This window comes from Nocardia sp. XZ_19_231, assembly GCF_015355705.1.
GTDB lineage: Bacteria > Actinomycetota > Actinomycetes > Mycobacteriales > Mycobacteriaceae > Nocardia > Nocardia salmonicida.
Window position 1 is genome coordinate 558,848 of sequence record NZ_JACUZI010000002.1, and the last position, 22,225, is coordinate 581,072.

22 protein-coding genes are annotated in these 22,225 nt (G+C 67.3%); 6 read left to right on the forward strand and 16 right to left on the reverse strand.

Features of this window, described 5'->3' with window-relative positions; all coding sequences use genetic code 11:
• Positions 1–72: 72 nt before the first annotated feature.
• The 3 genes from dmpG to IBJ82_RS09855 are packed head-to-tail and all read right to left on the reverse strand — an operon-like array spanning position 73 to position 2,857.
• Complete coding sequence (dmpG, locus tag IBJ82_RS09845; protein ID WP_194825624.1) at positions 73–1,128, reverse strand: 4-hydroxy-2-oxovalerate aldolase; 1,056 nt, start codon at positions 1,126–1,128, stop codon at positions 73–75.
• A 14-nt stretch (positions 1,129–1,142) separates the two neighbouring features.
• Positions 1,143–2,048, reverse strand: coding sequence for an acetaldehyde dehydrogenase (acetylating) (locus tag IBJ82_RS09850; RefSeq protein ID WP_194825625.1), 906 nt, complete (start codon positions 2,046–2,048; stop codon positions 1,143–1,145).
• 23 nt (positions 2,049–2,071) lie between these two features.
• The gene (locus IBJ82_RS09855; RefSeq protein WP_194825626.1) at positions 2,072–2,857 is read right to left on the reverse strand and encodes a 2-keto-4-pentenoate hydratase; all 786 of its coding nucleotides are present in this window, start codon (positions 2,855–2,857) and stop codon (positions 2,072–2,074) included.
• A 172-nt stretch (positions 2,858–3,029) separates the two neighbouring features.
• Between IBJ82_RS09855 and kstD the strand changes: the two genes are divergently transcribed.
• Positions 3,030–4,733, forward strand: coding sequence for a 3-oxosteroid 1-dehydrogenase (gene kstD, locus IBJ82_RS09860; protein WP_194825627.1), 1,704 nt, complete (start codon positions 3,030–3,032; stop codon positions 4,731–4,733).
• 93 nt (positions 4,734–4,826) lie between these two features.
• Positions 4,827–5,687, forward strand: a complete 861-nt coding sequence (locus tag IBJ82_RS09865; protein ID WP_056818922.1) for a MaoC/PaaZ C-terminal domain-containing protein — start codon at positions 4,827–4,829, stop codon at positions 5,685–5,687.
• A gap of 55 nt (positions 5,688–5,742) precedes the next feature.
• On the opposite strand, the gene IBJ82_RS09870 is transcribed toward IBJ82_RS09865, so the two are convergent.
• The 5 genes from IBJ82_RS09870 to hsaA all read right to left on the reverse strand — a co-directional run bounded on the left by IBJ82_RS09870 (position 5,743) and on the right by hsaA (position 9,921).
• A complete protein-coding gene (locus IBJ82_RS09870) occupies positions 5,743–6,288 on the reverse strand; it encodes a YdeI family protein (RefSeq protein ID WP_194825628.1) in 546 nt (181 codons plus the stop codon).
• A 97-nt stretch (positions 6,289–6,385) separates the two neighbouring features.
• Positions 6,386–6,961 (reverse strand): 3-hydroxy-9,10-secoandrosta-1,3,5(10)-triene-9,17-dione monooxygenase reductase subunit, encoded by a 576-nt coding sequence (gene hsaB, locus IBJ82_RS09875; protein WP_194825629.1) that lies wholly within the window; start codon positions 6,959–6,961, stop codon positions 6,386–6,388.
• Between the two features lie 18 nt (positions 6,962–6,979).
• Positions 6,980–7,885, reverse strand: coding sequence for an iron-dependent extradiol dioxygenase HsaC (gene hsaC / locus IBJ82_RS09880; protein WP_194825630.1), 906 nt, complete (start codon positions 7,883–7,885; stop codon positions 6,980–6,982).
• Positions 7,885–8,754: a 4,5:9,10-diseco-3-hydroxy-5,9,17-trioxoandrosta-1(10),2-diene-4-oate hydrolase gene (hsaD, locus tag IBJ82_RS09885; protein ID WP_194825631.1), complete on the reverse strand. Its 870-nt coding sequence runs from the start codon at positions 8,752–8,754 to the stop codon at positions 7,885–7,887. The genes hsaC and hsaD overlap by 1 nt, the downstream gene beginning before the upstream one ends.
• A gap of 3 nt (positions 8,755–8,757) precedes the next feature.
• Positions 8,758–9,921: a 3-hydroxy-9,10-secoandrosta-1,3,5(10)-triene-9,17-dione monooxygenase oxygenase subunit gene (hsaA, locus tag IBJ82_RS09890; RefSeq protein ID WP_194825632.1), complete on the reverse strand. Its 1,164-nt coding sequence runs from the start codon at positions 9,919–9,921 to the stop codon at positions 8,758–8,760.
• A 194-nt stretch (positions 9,922–10,115) separates the two neighbouring features.
• On the opposite strand from hsaA, the gene IBJ82_RS09895 reads away from it, so the two are divergent.
• On the forward strand, positions 10,116–11,291 hold the full coding sequence (locus tag IBJ82_RS09895) for a Rieske 2Fe-2S domain-containing protein (protein ID WP_194825633.1): 1,176 nt from the start codon (positions 10,116–10,118) through the stop codon (positions 11,289–11,291).
• Position 11,292: 1 nt separating this feature from the next.
• Positions 11,293–11,715: a hypothetical protein gene (locus tag IBJ82_RS09900; protein ID WP_370585248.1), complete on the forward strand. Its 423-nt coding sequence runs from the start codon at positions 11,293–11,295 to the stop codon at positions 11,713–11,715.
• Here IBJ82_RS09900 and IBJ82_RS09905 read toward each other — a convergent pair whose 3' ends face one another.
• From IBJ82_RS09905 to IBJ82_RS09940, 8 genes are all read right to left on the reverse strand, one after another.
• Positions 11,716–12,465 carry a DUF427 domain-containing protein gene (locus IBJ82_RS09905; RefSeq protein ID WP_194825634.1) on the reverse strand — a complete coding sequence of 250 codons (750 nt, stop codon included), beginning with the start codon at positions 12,463–12,465 and terminating at the stop codon, positions 11,716–11,718.
• A gap of 104 nt (positions 12,466–12,569) precedes the next feature.
• Entirely contained in the window at positions 12,570–13,817 is a 1,248-nt protein-coding gene (locus tag IBJ82_RS09910; protein ID WP_194825635.1) for an MFS transporter, read from the reverse strand.
• Between the two features lie 17 nt (positions 13,818–13,834).
• Positions 13,835–14,287 (reverse strand): MarR family transcriptional regulator, encoded by a 453-nt coding sequence (locus IBJ82_RS09915; protein ID WP_194825636.1) that lies wholly within the window; start codon positions 14,285–14,287, stop codon positions 13,835–13,837.
• A gap of 131 nt (positions 14,288–14,418) precedes the next feature.
• On the reverse strand, positions 14,419–15,468 hold the full coding sequence (locus tag IBJ82_RS09920) for an acyl-CoA dehydrogenase family protein (RefSeq protein ID WP_194825637.1): 1,050 nt from the start codon (positions 15,466–15,468) through the stop codon (positions 14,419–14,421).
• 10 nt (positions 15,469–15,478) lie between these two features.
• Positions 15,479–16,510 (reverse strand): acyl-CoA dehydrogenase family protein, encoded by a 1,032-nt coding sequence (locus tag IBJ82_RS09925; protein ID WP_194825638.1) that lies wholly within the window; start codon positions 16,508–16,510, stop codon positions 15,479–15,481.
• Positions 16,511–16,538: 28 nt separating this feature from the next.
• Positions 16,539–17,681, reverse strand: coding sequence for an acyl-CoA dehydrogenase family protein (locus tag IBJ82_RS09930; protein ID WP_194825639.1), 1,143 nt, complete (start codon positions 17,679–17,681; stop codon positions 16,539–16,541).
• Complete coding sequence (locus tag IBJ82_RS09935) at positions 17,682–18,557, reverse strand: enoyl-CoA hydratase (RefSeq protein WP_194825640.1); 876 nt, start codon at positions 18,555–18,557, stop codon at positions 17,682–17,684.
• Complete coding sequence (locus tag IBJ82_RS09940) at positions 18,554–20,119, reverse strand: FadD3 family acyl-CoA ligase (protein ID WP_194825641.1); 1,566 nt, start codon at positions 20,117–20,119, stop codon at positions 18,554–18,556. Before IBJ82_RS09940 ends, IBJ82_RS09935 begins: the two co-directional genes overlap by 4 nt.
• A gap of 79 nt (positions 20,120–20,198) precedes the next feature.
• Between IBJ82_RS09940 and IBJ82_RS09945 the strand changes: the two genes are divergently transcribed.
• Positions 20,199–21,386 carry an acyl-CoA dehydrogenase family protein gene (locus IBJ82_RS09945; RefSeq protein ID WP_194825642.1) on the forward strand — a complete coding sequence of 396 codons (1,188 nt, stop codon included), beginning with the start codon at positions 20,199–20,201 and terminating at the stop codon, positions 21,384–21,386.
• Positions 21,383–22,189, forward strand: a complete 807-nt coding sequence (locus IBJ82_RS09950; protein ID WP_194825643.1) for an SDR family oxidoreductase — start codon at positions 21,383–21,385, stop codon at positions 22,187–22,189. Before IBJ82_RS09945 ends, IBJ82_RS09950 begins: the two co-directional genes overlap by 4 nt.
• The last annotated feature ends 36 nt before the right edge of the window (positions 22,190–22,225 follow it).

The following is a 22,225-nucleotide window of genomic DNA, read 5'->3' on the forward strand; positions in this document are numbered from 1 at the left end:
CAACGGGGTGTGCCCGCAACGCCGAACGGCGCGACCCGGGGTTGCCGGGTCACGCCGTCAGGGGGTGTGTTGTCAGGCCGAGGCGGTGACAGAGGCTTCGCGTTGGAGTTCCAGAGCGATGTCGATGAGCTGGTCTTCTTGGCCGCCGACGAGTTTGCGTTTGCCCGCACGTACGAGCATTTCGGCGGCGGAGACGCCGTAGCGTTCGGCTTGGCGTTCGGCATGGCGCAGGAAGCTGGAGTAGACACCCGCGTAGCCCATCATCAGCGCCTGACGGTCGAGCAGGCATTCCGACGGCATGGCCGGGCGGACCACGTCCTCGGCGGCGTCGGTGACGGCGAAGAAGTCGACGCCGGTCTTGATACCGAGCTTGTCGCAGACGCCGATGAAGGCTTCGACCGGCAGATTGCCCGCGCCCGCGCCGAAGCGGCGAGCCGAGCCGTCGATCTGGGTGGCGCCCGCGCGGACGGCGTAGACCGAGTTCGCCACGGCGAGGCCGAGGTTCTCGTGGCCGTGGAAGCCGACCTGGGCGTCGTCGCCGAGTTCGGCGACCAGGGCCGAGACGCGGTCGGAGACCTGCTCGAGGACGAGCGCGCCCGCGGAATCGACGACGTAGACGCACTGGCAGCCCGCGTCGGCCATGATGCGGGCCTGCTCGGCCAGGTTCTCCGGCGTGGTGGAGTGGGCCATCATGAGGAAGCCGACGGTTTCGAGGCCGAGGTCGCGGGCGTAGCCGAAGTGCTGGATGGAGACGTCGGCTTCGGTGCAGTGGGTGGCGATCCGGCAGATGGACGCGCCGTTGTCCTGGGAGATCTTGATGTCTTCCTTGACGCCGACGCCGGGCAGCATGAGGAAGGCGATCTTGGCCTGCTTGGCGGTTTCCGCGGCAGCCTTGATCAGTTCCTGCTCCGGGGTCTTGGAGAACCCGTAGTTGAACGAGGACCCGGCCAGGCCGTCACCGTGGGTGACCTCGATGACCGGGACACCGGACGCGTCGAGCGCGCCGACGATGTCGCGAACCTCGGTCACGGTGAACTGGTGACGCTTGTGATGCGAGCCGTCGCGCAGCGAGGTATCGGTGACGCGCACATCGAGTTCGCCCGAGTAGGGCTTCAGCACATTGCTCATGGTGGAGTTCTCCCTTACGCCCGAGCCGAGAGGATTTGATCGGCCAGCACATCGCCGACCTTGGTGGCCGCGGCGGTCATGATGTCGAGGTTGCCCGCGTACGGCGGCAGGAAGTCGCCGGCGCCCTCGACCTCGACGAAGATCGACACCTTCGCCAAGCCGCCGGATACCAGCGACGGTTCGTCGAACTGCGGGTCGTTGAGCAGCCGGTAGCCGGGCACGTACTCCTGAATGGACTTCTCCATCCGGAAGATCGACTCGGAGATCGCGTCGCGATCGGCATCCTCGGGGATGGCGCAGAAGATGGTGTCGCGCATGATCATCGGCGGCTCGGCCGGGTTCAGGATGATGATGGCCTTACCGCGTTCGGCGCCACCGATGGTTTCCACACCCTTGGAGGTGGTCTTGGTGAACTCGTCGATGTTCGCGCGGGTACCCGGACCGGCCGACACCGAGGACACCGAGGCCACGATCTCGGCGTAGGACACCGGGACAACCCGCGAGACCGCGTTGACCATCGGAATCGTGGCCTGGCCACCGCAGGTGATCATGTTGACGTTCGCCGCGTCCCGCAGCGAATCCAGGTTCACCGGGGGGATCACGGCCGGGCCGACGGCGGCCGGGGTGAGGTCGACGGCGCGGATACCCGCGGCCTCGTATTTCGGCGCGTACGCGCGGTGCACGTAGGCGGAGGTGGCCTCGAACAGCAGATCCGGCTTCTCATCGAGGGCGAGCAGCCAGTCCGCGCCCTCGGCGGAGGTTTCCAGACCCAGCCCGCTTGCCCGCTTCAGCCCCTCCGAATCCGGGTCGATGCCGATCATCCAGCGCGGCTCGATCTTGTCCGAGCGCAGCAGCTTGTAGAGCAGATCGGTGCTGATGTTGCCGGACCCCACGATCGCGGCGGTGACTTTGCTGGTCACGGTGTACTCCTAGGAAGTCTGGTTCAGCTGAAACGCAAACGGACGGAACCGAGTCCGGTGAACTCGGCGAGGAAGTCGTCACCGGGGCGGGCGTCGATGGCGCGGGTGCAGGAACCAGGTAGCACGATGTCGCCCTTCTTCAACCGCACCCCGAAGGTCGCGACCTTGCGCGCCAGCCACGCGACGGCGATCACCGGATCGCCCAGCACCGCGTCGCTGCGGCCCTCGGCGATGACCTCGCCGTTGCGGGTGAGCACGGCATCGATTGCCTTGATGTCGATGTCGCCGGGTGCGACGCGCTCCTTGCCGAGCACGAAACCGGCCGAGGAGGCGTTGTCGGAGATGGTGTCGGTCAGGCCGATCTTCCAGTCCTTGATACGCGAGTCGATGAGTTCGATCGAGGGCGCGTACGCGACGGTCGCGGCCAGCACGTCGGCCTCGGTGCAGTCCTCGCCGGGCAGGTCGGCGCCGAGCACGAATCCGACCTCGACCTCCACGCGCGGCAGCAGGAACTTCGAGGTGTCGACGGGGACGTCCTCGAAGACCTCCATGTCGGCGAGCAGGTGACCGTAGTCGGGCTCGTCGACGCCCATCATCTCCTGCATCGCCTTCGACGACAGCCCCACCTTGTGCCCGACGACCTTCGCGCCCGACCGGAGCCGACGCTGGATGTTGAGCAGCTGGATCTCGTAGGCATCGACCACATCGATATCGGGGAACCGGTCGACGAGCGGCAACACGGCGACGCGCTCGTCTTCGGCGCGGGCCAGTTCGTCGGCGAGATGGGTTCGTACCGCGTCAGGCAGCACGCGGACCTCCTTGGCAGCACGGTCGGAAGAATCTAGACGCCAAAACTGTAACCGGTTTTCCAGTCCAGCATCAGCCGTTCACCTGACAATACAACGCTACATCTGGTGATTTCTGCAACATGTTCTACTGAGTTCTATTTTTATCTGTCCAACGACCGGACCCTTCTATAACGTGTTCTACATGAGTGATCGGGAATACGATGTCGTGGTCGTCGGTAGCGGCGCCGCCGGGATGACCGCCGCCCTCGCGGCGGCGCACAAGGGACTGAGCGTTGTGCTGTTGGAGAAGGCCGCGCACTACGGTGGGTCGACGGCCCGATCCGGCGGTGGCGTCTGGATTCCGGGCAACAAGGCGTTGCTCGCCGCAGGCCGCCCCGACGACCGCGAGGACGCGCGCACCTATCTGCACAGCATCATCGGCGACGTGGTGCCCGCCGAGAAGATCGATACCTACCTCGATCGTGGCGCCGAGGCGTTCGACTTCGTCCTCGACCACACCCCGCTGAAGATGAAGTGGGTTCCGGGCTACTCCGACTACTACCCCGAGGCGCCGGGCGGCCTCGGTCAGGGGCGTTCGTGCGAACCGACGCCGTTCAACGGCAAGGTGCTCGGCGCGGAACTGGTCAATCTGGAACCGCCCTACGCCAAGGCGCCGCTGAACGTGGTCGTCATGCAGGCCGACTTCGTGCGGCTCAACCTGATCCGCCGTCATCCCAAGGGCGCGATGCGGGCGCTGCGCGTCGGCGCGCGCACCTACCTGGCCAAGTGGACCGGTAAGCACCTGCTCGGCATGGGCCAGGCCATCATCGCCGCCATGCGCAAGGGCCTGCTCGACGCCGGCGTGCCGGTGCTGCTCAACACCCCGCTCACCGACCTCGTGGTCACCGACGGGCGCGTCACCGGCGTGAAGGCCATCGCCGACGGCGAACCGGTCACCTTCACCGCGCGCTACGGAGTGGTGCTCGGCGCAGGCGGGTTCGAACACAATGCCGACATGCGGGCCAAGTACCAGCGTCAGCCGATAACCACTGAGTGGACAACCGGCGCCGCGGCCAACACCGGCGATGGCATCGTCGCGGGTATGGCAGCGGGTGCGACGGTCGGTTTCATGGAGGACGCCTGGTGGGGTCCGACGATCTTCAAGGGCGGCAAGCCCTGGTTCGCGCTGGCCGAGCGCAATCTGCCCGGCACCATCATGGTCAACGACCGGGGCGAGCGGTTCGGCAACGAGTCGGCGCCCTACGTCGAGGCGGTGCACACCATGTACGGCGGTGAGTACGGTCAGGGCGCTGGCCCCGGCGAGAACGTGCCGTCCTGGCTGGTGTTCGACCAGCGCTACCGCAACCGCTACATCTTCGCGGGCCTGCAACCGGGGCAGCGTTTTCCGTCGCGCTGGATGGAGAACGACTACATCGTCAAGGCCGACACGATCCAAGAGCTGGCCGAGCGCATCGGCGTGCCCGTCGAGAACCTGACCTCGACGATCGAGCGGTTCAACGGCTTCGCCGCCGCGGGCAAGGACGAGGACTTCGGTCGCGGCAACAGCCACTACGACCGCTACTACGGCGACCCGACCGTGAAGCCGAATCCGTGCCTGGCCGAGCTGTCGCAGGGCCCGTTCTACGCGGCGAAGATGGTGCCCGGCGACCTCGGCACCAAGGGCGGACTCGTCACCGATACCGCCGCACGCGTGCTGCGCGAAGACGATTCCGTCATCGACGGCCTCTACGCCGCGGGCAACACCAGCTCGCCGGTGATGGGCCACACCTACGCGGGCCCCGGCGCCACCATCGGCCCCGCGATCACCTTCGCCTACCTGGCCGTGCTCGACATCGTCGCCAGGAAGAAGACCGAATCGGCGAAGGCGAACGCATGAGGGTGAGCCCGACGATCACCATCGGCTACCTCGCAGTGCTCGACGTCGCCACGACCGGTTCGGCGGACGAGCCGACATCCACAGGAGTACACCGTGCCCATTGATCTAGCGACCGCGCTCGGCGCGACTCTGCCCGCGCGCGAGTTCAGCTGGACGCCCACCGACGTGCAGCTCTATCACCTGGGCCTCGGCGCGGGCGCTCGCCCGACCGACCCAGCGGAGCTGGCCTACCTCGACGATCGCGCACCCCAGGTGTTGCCGACGTTCGCGACGGTGGCGCCGACCCTCGGCGAAACCGAGCCGCCGCGAGTGAGCTTCCCCGGTATCGAGATCGACCTGGCCAAGGTCGTGCACGGGCATCAGGAAGTGGAGGTGCACAAGCCGATTCCCGCCACCGGCAAGGCGGTCTCGGTCGGCCGGATCGCCGAGATCTGGGACAAGGGCGCCAATGCGGTGATCGTGCAGGAGCACACCGTCACCGGGTCCGACGGTGAACCGCTGTGGACCGTGCGGTCCTCCATCTTCGCCAAGGGCGAGGGCGGCTTCGGCGGCGAGCGCGGCCCGAGCACCCGAACCGAACTGCCGGATCGGGCCCCCGACGCGGAACTGCTCACCCCGACCTTGCCGCAGCAGGCCCTGCTGTACCGCCTCTCCGGCGACCGCAACCCGCTGCACTCGGATCCCGAATTCGCTCGTGGCGCAGGTTTTCCCGCCCCGATCCTGCACGGCCTGTCCACCTACGGCACCGTCTGCAAAGCCCTCACCGACGCCCTGCTCGACAGTGACGCGGGTCGGGTCGGTGGTTTCCGGGCCAAGTTCGCCGGCGTGCTCTACCCGGGCGAGACCCTGCGCACCAAGGTGTGGCGCGAGGGCGACCAGCTGATCGCGGTCGTTACCGTGGTCGAACGAGACGACGCCCCCGTCCTCAGCGATGTCGTCCTGCGTATCGCCTGATCTGGACCACTGATCACCAGGTCGCCGGAGCGTGAGAACTCCGGTGGCCTGGTGATTATTTTTCGAGCGCGGTGATCGCTTGGGCGATGCGGCCGGCGCGATCGGTGGGGGTGGTCGCTTTGAGGACGGGGAGAAACAGCAGGTACCGCTCGGTGCGGGTGAGTGCCCGGTAGACGGCATCGGCCTCAGGGGTGAGCGCGGCGAGGAAGTCGGTGGGCGGTTCGGCGGTGCGCTGAGGTTCGTACGCGCCCGCCCAGCGGCCGTCGGCGCAAGCCGATTCGATGGCCGCGAACCCGGCCGACCGCATCCGCCCCGCGGCGATGAGGGCTTCGGCCTTGGCGACGTTGACCTGCGACCAGGGGCTCCGTGGGCGGCGCGGCGAGTATCGCTGCAGGTAGTGGTGGGCGTCGAGGCTGCGGCGATGGCTGTCGATCCAGCCGTAGCAGAGTGCGCCGTCCAGGGTTTCGCTGATCGTCACCGATGGCTCGGGTGCGCCCTTCTTCGCGATCCGCACCCAGACCTCACCAGCGGACGAGTGGTGGGCCGACAGCCACGCTTCCCAAGCGCTCGCATCTGTGCAGATGAGGTATTCGATGGTCATAGAACCATCATCCGAGTCAAAGTGCTCAACGAATGAGCACTTAAAACAGAAAAGCGGGCGCTGCCGCACGTTGTGTGTGCGGCAGCGCCCGTTCAGCTCACAGCCAGGTGTCGAGGCTGGTGGTGGTGAGGAAATGGTCCAGGTCGGCACGCCAGGGGGCGGGAGTGGTCTTGTCCGGCTCGATGCCGGTGTACTGGCCGCGGTAGAACAGCAGCGGACGGCCGCCGGTGGTGGCCGATTCCGAGAGCGCGTGGACCCGGCCGATCACGATGTAGTGGTCGCCGCCGTCGACGACGGAGTCGACCGTGCATTCGATGGTGGCCAGCGAATCGTCGATCACCGGAACGCCGAGTTCGGAGGTGTGCCAGGCGACGCCGGCGAACTTGTCGGTCTCCCGCGAGCCGAAACGCGCGCACGTGGGCTGCTGTTCCTCGGAGAGCACGTTCACGCAGAACCTGCCCGCCGCCTCGATCGCCGCCCACGACCGCGACCCCTTGGTGGGGCAGAACAGCACTAGGGGCGGGTCGAGGGAGAGCGCGGCGAAGGACTGGCAGGCGAACCCGATGGGCGAACCGTCCGGATCGAGCGCGGTGATCACGGTGATGCCGGTACAGAACTGCCCCAGCACAGTGCGGAACTGCCGGCCGTCGATAGCCGGTCTCTGTTCAGTCATGTCCTTCGCCGCCGTTTCCTATTGCTGCCGAAATCCGACAGTGAAATCGTGACCCCACAGGCTGACCGCGGTCGATTCGCGGGCGATCCACTCGTGGTCGTCGACTTCCAGTCCTTCACAACCGAATTCGATGTCGAATCCGCCGGGAGTCTTCATGTAGAAGGACAGCATCTTGTCGTTGATGTGTCGACCGAGGGTGGCCGACATCTTCACCTTCTTGCGGTAGGCGCGGTCGAGGCAGAGGCCGACGTCGTCGGCGCTTTCCACCTCGAGCATGAGGTGCACGATGCCGGTCGGATTCGGCAGTGGCAGGAACGCCAGCGCGTGGTGGCGCGGGTTGCAGCCGTAGAACCGGAGCCAGGCCGGGTCGCCGTCGGCGGGACGGCCGACCATCTGCGGCGGGAGCCGCATGGAGTCGCGCAGCCGGAAGCCGAGGACGTCCTGGTAGAACGCCTGCGCCGCGGCATCGTCGGTGCAAGTGAGCACCACGTGGCCGAGACCCTGCTCGGCGGTGACGAACTTGTGGCCGTAGGGGCTCACGAAGCGGCGGCCCAAGTACTGCGCGCCGTAGAACGCCTCGAGGGTGTTCCCGGACGGATCCTGGAACCGGATCATGCCCTCGACGCGGCGCTCACCCAGCTCTTCCTTGGTGCCCTCGGTGAAGGCGACTCCCGCCTTGTCGAGGGTCTCGCGCAGCTGCTGCAGGCCGGGGGCGTCGGTGACCTCCCAGCCCGAGACCAGCAGCCGGTCCTGCTCGCCGGGAACGATCACCAGCCGCGCGGCGAAATCGTCCATGCGCAGATAGAGCGCGTCGGGATTGAGCCCGGTGCCCTCCATCATGCCGAGAACCTTGAGGCCGTACTCGCGCCAGGCCGCCATGTCGGTGGCCTCGATGCGCATGTAGCCCAGGGCGCGAATGCTCATTACTTCTCCCCGAGGAAATCGACCGTGAGCCGGTTGAACTCGTCGAACTTCTCCAGCTGTGCCCAGTGCCCGCAGCCGCCGAACACATGCAGCTGGACGCGCGGGATCACCTTGGTGGCGATCAGCGCGCCGTCGAGCGGGTTCACTCGATCCTCGCGACCCCAGATCAGCAATACCGGCTGACGCAGCTTGTACGCGTCACGCCAGAGCATGCCCTTCTCGTAGTCGGCGCCGGCGAAGGACTTGCCCATCGCCCGCATCGCGGCCAGCGATTCGGGGGTGTTGGCCAGTGCGAACCGCTCGTCGATCAATTCGTCGGTGACCAGCGACTGGTCGAAGACCATGATCCGCAGGAACTTCTCCAGGTTGTCCCTGGTCGGTTCATAGGTGAACTTCGAGAGCAGCTTCACGCCCTCGGTGGGGTCGGGCGCGAACAGGTTGGTGCTCAGCCCGCCGGGACCCATCAGCACGAGTTTGCCCGCGCGCGTGGGGTGATCGAGTGCGAACCGCACCGAGGCGCCGCCGCCGAGGGAGTTGCCGAGCAGGTGCACCCGGTCGGTGATCTCCAGATGATCGAGCAGCGCGAGCAGTGCGTTGGAGCTGTGCACGAAGTACTGCGGGTGGTCGATCGGCTTGTCGGACTTGCCGTATCCCGGTTGGTCGGGCGCGATCACGTGATAGCGCTCGGCCAGGACCGGGATGTTGCGGGCGAAGTTCGACCACGCCGAGGCGCCGGGTCCGCCACCGTGCAGCAGCACGATCGTGGTCGGGTTGCCCACGCCTGCTTCGTGATAGTGCAGCTTCAGGTCGGGGGTGACCTGCGCGAAGCGTGAGGTCGATGCGTAGGTCAGTTCAGCGGTCTGGGTCATCGGCTACACCATGGCGTCGGTGACGGGCAGCCCGAACTCGTGCGTGCCGTACATGACGTAGGCGCGCTCGGGATCGTTGGCCGCGTGCACCCGCCCGGCATGCGCGTCACGCCAGAAGCGCTGCAGCGGGGTGCCGTTGGCGAGCGCGGTCGCGCCGGAGGACTCGAAGAGCTTGTCGATCGAGGCGATCACGCGTCCGGTGGAACGCACCTGGTCGCGACGGGCGCGCACGCGCAGATCGAACGGCACTTCCTGGCCCGCCAGCAGCAGTGCGTACTCCTCGGCGACATTGCCTGAGAGCTGACGCCACGCGGCGTCGATGTCGCTGGCCGCCTCGGCGACGCGCACCTTGGCGAACGGATCGTCCTTGGCGTTCTCGCCGGCGAAGGCCGCGCGCACGCGCTTGCCCTGGTGCTCGACGTGCGCCTCGTAGGCGCCGTAGCCCATGCCGACGATCGGCGTGGAGATAGTGGTGGGGTGGATGGTGCCCCACGGCATCTTGAAGACGGCGTCGGTGTTCTGTTCGAGGCCAGGCGCGCGGCCCTCGCTCATCGCGCGGAAGCTCAGGAACCGGTGCGACGGGACGAAGACGTCCTCGACCACCACGGTGTTGGAGCCGGTGCCACGCAGGCCGACGACGTTCCAGACGTCATCGATGCGGTAGTCCGAGCGCGGGATCAGGAAGCTGCCGAAGTCGACCGGCTTGCCGTTCTTGATCACCGGACCGCCGAGTACCGCCCAGGTGGCGTGATCGGAACCCGAGGACCAGGCCCACGAGCCGCGCACGATGTAGCCGCCGTCGACGGCCTGTCCCGCACCCATCGGCGCGTAGGACGACGAGATGCGCACATCGGTGTCCTCGCCCCAGACGTCCTGCTGGGCCTGCTGATCGAACAGCGCGAGGTGCCAGTTGTGCACGCCGATGATGCCCGCGACCCAGCCGGTGGAGCCGCACGCGCTGGCGATCCTGCGCACGGTGTCGTAGAAGACCACCGGATCGGCGGCGTGGCCGCCCCACTGCTTGGGCTGGAGCAGCCGGAAGAAACCGGTCTCCTGCAGCGCCTTCATGGATTCTTCGGGGATGCGGCGCAGGTCCTCGGCCTCCTGCGCGCGCTCACGCAGCGTCGGCAGCAGTGCCTCGACCCGTTCGGTCACTTCTTGCGTCATTTCGGAGCCCGCTCCTGCCTGTGTCGGATCGACAACCGGTTCTATTCGTCTCTGAGATTAGAACAGGTTCTCGTTTCTGTCGAGAAGATCGCCCTACCTCGGATATAACAGGAGTCAACAGAGAAGTTCGCTGGATAACTGGCGTGAAGTGGCTCAGTTTTGTAACGTGTTCTAGTGAACGAGGAGGGTTCGGGATGGCGATCAACCCCAAGGTGAGGGAACTCGACGTCGGTGCACCGCCGACAAGGTTCGCACGCGGCTGGCATTGTGTCGGTCTCGCGGCGACGTTCCGCGACGGCAAACCGCACGCGGTCGAGATCTTCGGTACCAAGCTCGTCGTGTGGACCGATACCGACGACCAGATCCGCGTGCTCGACGCCTACTGCAGGCATATGGGCGGCGATCTGAGCATGGGCACGGTGAAGGGCGACGACATCGCCTGCCCGTTCCACGACTGGCGCTGGGGCGCGAGCGGAAAGTGCACCGCGATTCCGTACGCGCGCCGCGTTCCGCCGCTGGCCCGCACCCGGAAGTGGACCACGCTCGAGCGCAACGGCCAGCTGTACATCTGGCACGATCACGAGGGCAACGAACCGCCCTCGGAGGTCACGATCCCGTATATCGAGGGTCCGTACACCGACGAACAGGGCAATTCGACCGAGACCCACAACAGCGGCTGGACCGACTGGACGTGGGACTCGTTGCTGATCCAGGGCGCCAACTGCCGCGAGATCATCGACAACGTCGTGGACATGGCGCACTTCTTCTACATCCACTACGCCTTCCCGACGTTCTTCAAGAACGTCTTCGAAGGGCATGTGGCGACGCAGTTCCTGGAGACCAAGGGCCGTCCCGACGTCGGCATGGCCGCCAAGCACGGCGGTGACACGCTGCTGAAGTCGGAGGCGTCCTACTTCGGACCGTCCTACATGATCAATCCGCTGGTGAACATCTACAGCGGGTACGAGATCAAGGTTCAGCTGATCAACTGCCACTACCCGGTCGACCAGGATTCGTTCGTACTGCAGTGGGGCCTGAGCGTCGAGAAGCCCAAGGGTCTCCCCGACGAGGCGGCGAAGAAGCTGGCCGACACGATGGCCAAGTTCTTCGGCGACGGCTTCCTGCAGGACGTGGAGATCTGGAAGCACAAGTCCAAGGTCGAGAACCCACTGCTCTGCGAGGAGGACGGCCCGGTCTACCAGCTGCGCCGTTGGTACGACCAGTTCTACGTCGACGTCGCCGATGTCACCGAGAAGATGACCCAGCGCTTCGAATTCGAGGTCGATACGACCAAGGCGAATCAGGCGTGGGAGGCCGAGGTGGCGGAGAACCTGCGCCGCAAGGCCGAGTCCGAGGAAGCAGGCGTCTGATATGAGCCTTAGCGAGCAGCAAAGGTCCGGCGATCCGTCGCGGCTCGCTTCGGCGGAGCCGGGGTCGGGCGATTCTCCGCAGCGTGCGGGGACTCGCCCGACCTGGGCCAAAGCGCCCGATTTCGCTGATCAACCCGCGCGACAGGCCGCGGTGCGGGCGCAAACCGTGGTCGACAAAGAGCACTATCTCGACACGGGTCTCACACCACTGCGGTGTCAGGCGTGCTCGGCGCAGGTGCTGGTCCGCAAGGCGAGCCAGCACCAGACTTCGGTGCAGTGGACCGAGCGGCCCGACGCGCACTGCCCGATCTTCGCGCAGTTGACCGCGCACGGTGCGCGGCCGGGTCGGCCGGAATCTTGTCCGTCACTGGAGAAGTCGATCAAATGGGCGGTCGACGAGGGCGTCCTCGAAGTCGGCGAATAGTCAGCTGAACGGTGTGTGCGGGCGATCCTGTCGCACACCGTCCAGGTAGATGTCGACCTTCTCGTTGTAGAAGCACGCCAACCCGGCCACCTTCTGGCTCTCCGGCAGCGGCGTGCGATAGATCCAGACGATGTCGGCGTGCTCGGTGTCGCCGACGCGCACATTCCAGTAGTCCGCGGTGCCCTTGTACGGGCAGCTGGTGTGGGTGTCGGACGCGGTGAGCAGATCCATCCGGACATCGGTCAGCGGCAGGTAATACCGTGCGGGCAAACCGGTTTCGAACAGAATGCGCGGCGAGTGCGAGTCCGCCACGGTGACCCCGTCGATCTCCACCCGCACGTGCCGCGAACTGCCGAGGATGTCCACGCGCGAATACGGATCGCGGGGATGGACGAAGACCTGCTCGTCTTCCTCGAACCAGTCGAATGCGGCGATATCCAGTCGCACAGCGTCTTTCAGTTCCGTGAGCGGAGAGTCGAGATAGCGCAGCGCCGCGCCCTCGGCCCGCAGGCCCTCGACCTCCACGTCGTATCCGGTCGCGTCGCCGCGGCTGGGGGAATGCTCGCTGATCCCGTTCGGGTCCAGGTCGGCACGCACATCGGTGAGCGGCACGTAATAGGTCGGGTAATACGGGACCTCCCAGACCAGCAGCGGCCGCAAGGTGTCGGCCACCAGCTTCCCGCGCAGATAGACCCGTACTCGCTTCTGTCCGGTCTCAACCCTGACAAGTCCACGTCGGTCCTCGGTCATGCACCGACGCTACCCGAATTCAAACCCCGAACCCCGACCTCTAGGGAGGGGCCGGACGCGCAGCGGCCGCGAACTCGAGCGCGCCAGCGCTCCAATAAACACCGTCAATCGCCGACGGTGATGGCCTGTGCCTCTTCGACGGAGTGCGGGGCCGGGTCGTGATCGTCGATGTGGGCGAGCGCGCCGCGTCCCAGGAACAGCACCGCGACCGCGGCGGCGGTGAAGGCCGCGCCGAGCCAGAACGGCAGCGACATATTGTGCTCGCCGAGCTTGCCCGCCACCCACGGCGCCGCCGCACCGCCACCGAATCGCACGAAGCTGTACGCCGCCGACGCGGTCGACCGCTCGACCGGCGCCGAGACCATCACTGCCTCGGTGATCAGCGTGTTGTTCACACCGAGGAAAGCGCCGGCGATCACGACGCCGACGATCAGCACGATCTTGTGCTCGGTGAACATCCCCATCACCGCCAGATCGATCGCGAACAGGGCCAGCGACAGGGCCATCATCGGCAGCGAACCGAAGCGCGCCTGCAGTTTCGGGGCAAGGAACACCGAGGACAGGGCGAGCAGGATGCCCCAACCGCAGAAGATGAAGCCGATCGCGTAGGTGCCCATGTCCAGCGGGAACGGGGTGAACGCGAGCAGGGTGAAGAAGCCGAAGTTGTAGAGCAGCGCGGTGATGCTGACGGTCAGCAATCCCTTGTGCCGCAACGCTTTGAACGGCGCGGTGATCGAGGTCGGATGCGCCGGTTTGGGCATCTCGGGCAGCAGCACGACGATCGCGACGAAGGCGACGGCCATCAGCGCCGACACTCCGAAGAACGGTCCACGCCAGCTGATTCCACCGAGCACACCGCCCAGCAGCGGGCCGGTCGCGATGCCGATGCCGAGCGCGGCCTCGTAGAGGATGATCGCCTTGGCGACGCCGCCGGTGGCCGCGCCGACAATGGTGGCCAGCGCCGTCGCGATGAACAGGGCGTTGCCGAGGCCCCAGCCCGCGCGGAAGCCGATGATCTCGCCGATGCTGCCGGACATGCCGGCCAGCGCGGCGAACACGATGATGATCGCCAGCCCGGACAGCAGCGTCTTCTTCGCGCCGAAGCGGCTCGAGATCACGCCGGTGACCAGCATGGCGACACCGGTCACGGCCATGTAGCTGGTGAACAGCAGCGACACCTGTGACGGCGTCGCGTTCAGCTGTTCGCCGATCGGCTTGAGAATGGGATCGACGAGGCCGATGCCCATGAACGCGATCACGCTCGCGAAGGCGACGGCCCAGACAGCCTTGGGCTGGCCGGACGGGGAGGTGGCTGCGGCAGTGTTGTCGCGAGTCAACTGGGGGATGCTCACTGGCGCTCCTGGTTGCTTCACTGTTGACCGCGGGCAACCGAGCGGAGGGCTGTCAGCAGGTCGTTCATGTCGGTATCGAGACGGACCAGCCGGTCGAGATCGAAATCGGCGAGTCCGGGGGCCATGGCGGCGGCGAACGCGCGCCTGGCCTCGGTGAGTCGGGACCGGCCGGCCGGGGTGAGCTCGACGAGCGCTGCCCGGGAATCGTGCGGGTCCTTGGTGCGGGTGGCGAATCCGTCGGTGACGAGTCGACCGATCAGCGCCGTTGCCGCCGGTTGGGAACATCTGTCGATCCGAGCGAAATCGCTCACCCGCAGACCACCGTGCTCGTCGAGCACGGCTAGGGCCCGCAGGACCGCGCGGGGCAGATCGTCGTTGCTGATCGCCCCGGCCAGTCGGGTGAGCCGACCGGCAGTGACCAACAGGTCGACCACGATGTCGTCTGCGGATGGCTGCGGTGTCTGCTTCACGGGAATTAATATTACATAAGCTAACTATCTAAATCCAGAGGGGGTTCGACCCCGGGGTCGGTGAAACGGCGCACAGCATGCCGAAAGCCCTGGCCGCGGGGCTGCGGCCAGGGCTTTCGGTGAAATTTCGGCTAGGCCGCGACCGGGCGCTTGCCGGTGCCGAACAGCTCGGCGGTGGCGTGAGCCCGCTTGAAGTAGAGGTGGGCGTCGTGCTCCCAGGTGATGGCGATGCCGCCGTGCAGCTGGATGGTCTCGGCCGCCACCGTGGAGAAGGTCTCGGTGCAGTGCTTGCGCGCGACCCAGACATCCTCCGCGGCCGACGGGCTGTTCTCGGCGACTGCCTGGGCAGCGGCCAGTGCCGCCGATTCGGCCGACTCGACCAGCACGTACATATCGGCCATCCGGTGCTTGAGCGCCTGGAAACTGCCGATCGGGCGCCCGAACTGCACGCGCGATGCCGTGTACTCGACCGTCATCTCGAGGCAGTGCCTCGCTGCCCCTACCTGCTCGGCAGCCAGTGCCGCCCAGGCGATTTCGCGCAACCGGCGGCGAAGCGTCGCGGGGTCGCCGGTGCCGATCCGGGTGGCGGGGGCATCGGTGAAGGTGATGGTGGCGAGCTTGCGCGTGGGGTCGAGCCCGGGAGTCGCGGTGACGACCACGCCGGAGGCGTCGGCTGTGGTCTCGAACAGCCCTTCGTCGGTCAGTACCAACAGCAGGTCGGCCTGCGCACCGTGCAGCACGTAATGGGCCGCGCCGCTGAGCTTCCCCTCGGTCACGCCGACGCCGAGCGAATCCCAACCGTTGGCATCGGCCCAGCACAGGGCCGCCGTGCGCGACCCGTCGGCCAGATCGGGCAAGAGCCGGGCGCAGGACTGTTCGTCACCGGCGAGCAGAATCGCCTGCACCCCGAGTACTGCCGAGCCGAGCATCGGCACGCTGCCCAGCGTCCGCCCCAATTCGCCGACGACCATGAGTGATTCGACGAGCCCGGCGCCCGCGCCGCCCCACTCCTCCGGCACCGCGAGCGCGGCCACCCCGACCTGCTCACAGAGCATCCGCCACAGCTTCGGGTCGTACCCGAGGTCGGTGTCCATGGCCTCGCGCAGCGCCGCGGGCGTGGCGTGCTTGCCGAGCAGGGCACGCACGGAGGTCCGGAATTCGAGCAGTTCATTCGATGACATGGGTTGCTCCTCAGACCGCCGCGGCGGCGGGCTCGGCGTCGCGCAGGGCCGCGGCGATGCGTGCGCGGTGGAAATCGGCTGTGCCCCACGCTGTCCGCAGCGCGGCGACCTTCGTCAGCCACAGGGACAGGTCGAACTCCGCGGTGTAACCGATCGCGCCATGTACCTGGAGCCCGGCTCGTGCAGCGCGATGGGCGGCGTCGCCGCAGGTCACCAGGGCTGCCGAGACGTCGCGGGCACGGTCGCTCGAATCGAGCGTGAGCGCCGCGCGATACAGCAGCGGTTCGGCCAGATCCAGCGCGATCAGCACATCGGCGAGCTGCTGTTTCACCGCCTGGAATTCACCGATAGCGCGACCGAACTGCTTGCGCTGCTTCGCGTAGGAGGTGGTCTGCTCGAGAATCGACCGGCCGGCACCGAGGAGCTGCGCGGCACAGGCGAGAACGCCGATGTCGAAGGCGTAGTCGATGGTGGCTTCGACCTCGGGACCCTCTGCGATCAGTTCGTCGGCCGTGACGCGAAACAGCTTGCGGGCGGGATCGATCGAGGTCACCGGCTCCGTTGTCGCATCCCCGTCAGACGGCAGACCGAGCGTCAGTCGACCGTCGGTGGCGAGGAGTACCGGCTCGGCGATATCGGCGTCGAGAGCGATGCCGCGCTGCGGTTCGAAGGTGACGGTGCCGAGCGCGTCGCCACTCGCGAGCGCGGACAACCATCGCTGCGCCGGTGCGTCATCCGGAAGACGTTGCAGCAGTGCGGGAATCACGGCCGTGGACTCGATCACCGGGCCGGGCACGGCGCCACGGCCCAGCTCGATCAGCGCCACGACCAGATCGACGGGCGTCGCGTCGGCCCCGTCGTACTTCTCGTCGACGATCAAGCCGAAGACGCCCATCTCGGCGATCTGCCGCAGCAGCGCGCGGCCCTTGGCGGCGTCACCGGCCGCCCAGGCACGCACGGCGGCGGGTGCCTTTCCTGCCTCGAGGATCTTGCGCAGCTCGGCGGCGAAGTCGAGCTGTTCGGTACTGAGCGCGAATCTCATCGCAGGCCTCCTGAGTAGAAATGCACGTTCATCGCTTGCTCTCGCGGGGCAGGCCGAGGATGCGCTCGGCGATGATGTTGCGCTGGATCTCGTTGGTGCCCGCGTAGATCGGGCCGGAGAGCGAGAACAGATAGCCATCGGTCCAGCTGCTGCGCTGTTCGGCGGCCGTGCCGAGCAGGTCGAGCGCCGTCTCGTGCATGGCGATGTCGAGTTCGGACCAGTACACCTTGGTGATCGACGATTCCGCGCCGAGTTGGCCGCCGTCGGTGAGCCGGGTGACGGTGCCGAACGTGTGCAAGCGGTAGGCCTCGGCGCCGAGCCAGGCGTCGACCACGGAGTTGCGGGCCGCGGTGTCGCTCGGGTCGGAGTTCTGCTCCCACAGCTCGATGAGCCGCTGCGCGGTGGCGCTGAACCGGCCCGGGCTGCGCAGCGAGAGGCCGCGTTCGTTCGACGAGGTCGCCATCGCCACGCGCCAGCCCTCGTTCACCCCGCCGATCACATCGTGGTCGGGCACGAAGACGTCGTCGAGGAAGATCTCGGCGAAGCCGGGTTCGCCGTCGAGCTGGGGGATCGGGCGCACGCTCACGCCCTCGGCGGTGAGCGGGAACATCACGTAGGTGAGTCCGTGGTGGCGCTGGGCCTCGGGATCGCTGCGGAACAAGCCGAACGCCCAATCCGCGAAGGACGCACGGGAACTCCAGGTCTTCTGGCCGTTGAGCAGCCAGCCGCCTTCGGTGCGTCGAGCGGTCGAGCGCAGGCTCGCGAGGTCGCTGCCCGACTCCGGCTCCGACCAGGCTTGCGCCCAGATGTCGTCACCGCGCGCCATGCGCGGCAGGATCCGCGCGAGCTGTTCGGGGGTGCCGTGCTCGAACAGGGTCGGCGCGAGCAGGAAGATGCCGTTCTGCGCGACTCGCCCCGGTGCGCCTGCGGCGTAGTACTCCTGCTCGAACAGCACCCATTCCAGGATCGACGCATCACGCCCGCCGAACTCGCGCGGCCACGAGACGGCGGACAGCCGCGCCTGCGCCAGCTTCGCCTCCCATTCCCGGTGCGCGGCGAAGCCTTCCGCTGTGTCCATCGACGGCAACGGTTCGGCGGGGACATTGGCGGCGAGGAACTCGCGCACCTCCAGCTGGAATTCCCGGGCAGCCGGGTCGATCTCGAGATCCACTTACTTCGTCCCGTTCTGTTCGGCGGAGGTGGCGGCGCCCTTCATCGAGCGGGCGTTCATCCCGCCGAGCGAATCGGCGCCGACCTCGGCGTTGTGCGCGTGTGCGAAATGGTGCAGCCCGAAGACCGAGTCCATGCCGGAGCGCATGCCCATCAGATCCTCGGCCTGGTTGACGGCCTTCTTGGTGAGCGCGAGCCCGAATTGCGGCATGGCGGAGATCTTCTCGGCCAGGCCCATCACCTCGGCCTCGAGCTCGTCGCGCGGCACGACCCGGTTGACCATGCCCCACTCCTTGGCCTGCGCCGCCCCGAACCGGTCACCGGTGAACAGGAACTCCTTGGCCGCGCGCGGACCCATCACCCACGGATGGGCGAAGTACTCCACGCCCGGAATGCCCATCCGGACCACCGGATCGGAGAAGAACGCGTCGTCGGAGCAGACGATCAGATCGCACACCCAGGCCAGCATGAGCCCGCCCGCGATGCACGCGCCCTGCACCATCGCCACCATCGGCTTGGGGATTTCCCGCCAGCGCCTGCACATTCCGAGATACACCTCGGACTCGCGCGCGAACCGCTGATCGCCGCCGGGGCGGTCGATGTGGTCCCACCACAGCGCGGCCTTGTTCTCGTAGTGCACATCGTGGTCGCGACCCGGCGTGCCGATGTCGTGCCCGGCGCTGAAGTGTTTCCCGTTGCCCGCCAACACGATCACCTTGACCTCGGGATCCTCGACGGCCCGCACGAAGGCGGCGTCGAGGGCGTAGGTCATCCTCGAGTTCTGCGCGTTGCGGAAGTCGGGCCGGTTCATGGTGACGACGGCGACCGGTCCACGCACCTCATAGGTGACGACCTCGGCCTCGGTTTCGGAACTCACGACTTCTCCTCACGTAGCTCACGCTTGAGCACCTTGCCCGCGGCGCTGTAGGGCAGCTGGTCGCGGAACTCGACAAGCCTGGGCACTTTGAAATTCGCCAGCTGACCCGCGGCGAAGGAGATCACCTCGTCGGCGGTCAGCGCGGATCCGGCCCTGCGGACCACGATGGCCTTGCCGACCTCGCCCATCCGCTCGTCGGGCACGCCGATCACCGCGGACTCGGCGACGCCGTCGAGCCTGGCCAGGGTCTGTTCGATCTCGGCGGGATAGACGTTGAATCCGCCGGTGATGTACATGTCCTTGAGCCGGTCGGTGATCTTCAGGTAGCCGCGCTCGTCGACGATGCCGATGTCGCCGGTGTGCAACCAGCCGTCGGCGTCGATGGCTTCGGCGGTGGCCTCGGGATCGTCGAGGTAGCCGAGCATCACGTTCGGTCCGCGCAGCAGCACCTCACCGGCGTCGGACAGGCGCAGCTCGAAGCCCGCGATCGGTCGTCCGCAGGTGTTGGCGATGGTGGCGGCGTCGTCCTCGGGGCGGCACATGGTGCCGAAACCGGCCGTCTCGGACAGGCCGTAGGCGGTAATGACCACCTCGAAGGCGAGGTCGTCGCGCATCCGCTCGATCAGTACCACCGGCACAGTCGCCGCGCCGGTCACCGCCACCCGCAGCGAGGTCAGCGCACGGTCGGCGCGCTGTGGATGCTCGAGGATGGTCTGGTAGATCGTCGGCGGGCCGGTGAGCACGGTGATCTGCTCGGACTCGATGAGCGCCAGTGCGGCGGGCACGTCGAAGGTGGCCTGCGGCACGATCGTGGCCCCGGTGACCAGGCACGCGAGAATGCCCGCCTTGTAACCGAAGTTGTGGAAGAACGGGGGGATCACCAGGTAGCGGTCGCCCGCGCGCAGAGTCGAGCACTCGACCCACCCGCGCACCACGTCGAGGGCCTGCCGGTGCGCGACGAGCGTGCCCTTGCTGCGGCCGGTGGTGCCGGAGGTGAACAGGATGTCGGAGATGTCGTCGGGGGAGACCTGGTCGGCCCGCTCCTCGCCGACCGCTTCGGACACCGTCGCGGCCTGTGCGAGCAACTCGTCCCACGTCACAGTCGTGGAAGTGGGAGCACCCGCGGCGCGGGCCGGATCGTCCCCGATCGGGATCACGACGACGGTCCCGATACCCAGTTCCGGTGCCGCCGCCGCGAGTTCGGTCGCCCGATCGCGCCCGAGGAAAGGACCGGCGACGAACAGGGCCTTCGCGTCGACCCGGGCCAGCACATCGACGGCCTCGGCCGCCACATACCGGGTGTTCAGCGGTACCAGCGCCGCGCCGACCGAATGCGCGGCCAGGGCGGCGATCACCCAGTGGTAGGTGTTCGGCGCCCACATCGCGACCCGGTCGCCGGGGGAGATGCCACGGGCGATCAGGGCGCGGGCGGCTACCCGGACCTGGTCGAGAAGCTCGGTCCAGTCCAGGCGGATCGCGCCGTCGATCAGGGCAGGCTCGTGCGGATGCGCCGCGGCGATGTGTCGCAGCGCCTGCGGAGTGGTTTGTGCAGGGGGTGTCACGGGGTCCTCACCGTTGTGCGGTTCGCTGTTCTTCCGAAGCAGCTAACAAAGCAAGTGCTTGGTAGGTTATCCTACCGAGGTGGGCGTGATCCAGACCTCAGATTCCGATACCGTGACTTCCGACGCGGAGTTTCGCGCGGAAATACGCGATTGGCTCGCCGAGAATCTTTCGGGCGAGTTCGCTGACCTGCGCGGCACCGGTGGACCCGGCCGTGAGCACGAATTCTTCGAAGAGCGGTTGGCGTGGGACCGCCATCTCGCCGCGGCGGGCTGGACCTGCCTCGGCTGGCCGGTCGAATACGGCGGTCGCGGCGCCAGCGTGCGGCAGCAGGTGATCTTCCATGAGGAGTACGCCAAGGCCGACGCGCCCGCTCGGGTCTCGCACGTGGGCGAGGAACTGCTCGGCCCCACCGTGCTCGCCTTCGGCACCGATGAGCAGAAGAAGCGCTTCCTGCCGGGCGTGCGCTCGGTCGGCGAACTGTGGTGCCAGGGCTATTCCGAGCCCGGCGCAGGCTCCGACCTGGCCGCCGTCGCGACGACCGCGCGCCTCGACGGCGACAAGTGGGTGATCAACGGCCAGAAGATCTGGACCTCGCTCGCGCACGTCGCCGACTGGTGCTTCGTCATCGCCCGCACCGAGCGCGGCTCGAGCCGTCACAAGGGCCTGTCCTATCTGCTGGTTCCGATGAACCAGCCGGGCATCGAAGTGCGGCCGATCGAACAGCTCACCGGCACCTCCGAATTCAACGAGGTCTTCTTCGACGATGCCGTCACCGACGCCGACCTGGTGGTCGGCGCGCCGGGCGACGGCTGGCGAATCGCGATGGGCACGCTCACCTTCGAGCGCGGCATCTCCACTCTCGGCCAGCAGATCCGCTTCGCGCGTGAACTCTCCGACATCGAAGACCTGGCCCGGCGCACCGGCGCCGCCGACGACCCGCTGATCGCCGATCGCCTCGATCGCGCCTGGGTGGGACTGCGGGTGCTGCGCGCGCACGCGCTGCGCACCATGAGCGAGGACCACGACGACTCGGGCGGCGCCTCGGTGTCGAAGTTGTTGTGGGCCAACTGGCATCGCGACCTCGGTGAACTGGCGATGGCCGTGCAAGGCGCGGTTGGCCTGCTCACCGGCCCCGACGACATGACCGCATGGCAGCGGCTGTACCTGTTCAGCCGCGCCGACACGATCTATGGAGGTTCGAACGAAGTGCAGCGCAACATCATCGCCGAGCGGGTGCTCGGTCTGCCGCGAGAGGCGCGCCCGTGAGCGAGCAGAATTCCCCGCTGTCGGTCGCTCCGGCGCCGATCCCCGGGCACGGCCTGCTGACCGGACGTAAGGCCGTGATCACCGCGGCGGCGGGCACCGGTATCGGTTCGTCCACCGCGCGCAGGCTTCTCCAGGAAGGCGCCGATGTCGTCGTCTCCGATTGGCACGAACGGCGTCTGACCGAAACCGCCGAGTTGCTCTCGAAGGATTTCCCGGAGCGCACGATCGGTGCCGTGGTGTGCGACGTCCGCGACACCGGGCAGGTCAACCAGCTGATCAGCGCGGCCGCCGCGCAACTCGGCCGGATCGACATCATGGTCAACAACGCCGGCCTCGGCGGTGAGACCCCGGTGGTCGACATGACCGACGAGCAGTGGGACCAGGTTCTCGACATCACCCTCACCGGCACGTTCCGTTGCACCCGGGCCGCTCTCGGCTACTTCCGTGGCGCGGGCCACGGCGGCGTGATCGTCAACAATGCCTCGGTGCTGGGCTGGCGCGCCCAGCACGGTCAGGCGCACTACGCGGCCGCGAAGGCGGGCGTGATGGCGCTGACCAGGTGTAGCGCGGTCGAAGGCGCCGAATTCGGCGTGCGGATCAATGCCGTCGCGCCGAGCATCGCCCGTCATCCGTTCCTGGACAAGGTGAGCTCGGCCGAGTTGCTCGACTCGCTCAGCGAGCGCGAGGCCTTCGGTCGCGCCGCCGAACCGTGGGAAGTAGCGGCGACGATCGCCATGCTGGCCAGTGATTACACCTCGTACCTGACCGGCGAGGTTGTCTCGGTGAGCAGCCAGCGCGCATGATCGCCGTGGCGGGTTACCCTAAACCAAGCAAGTGCT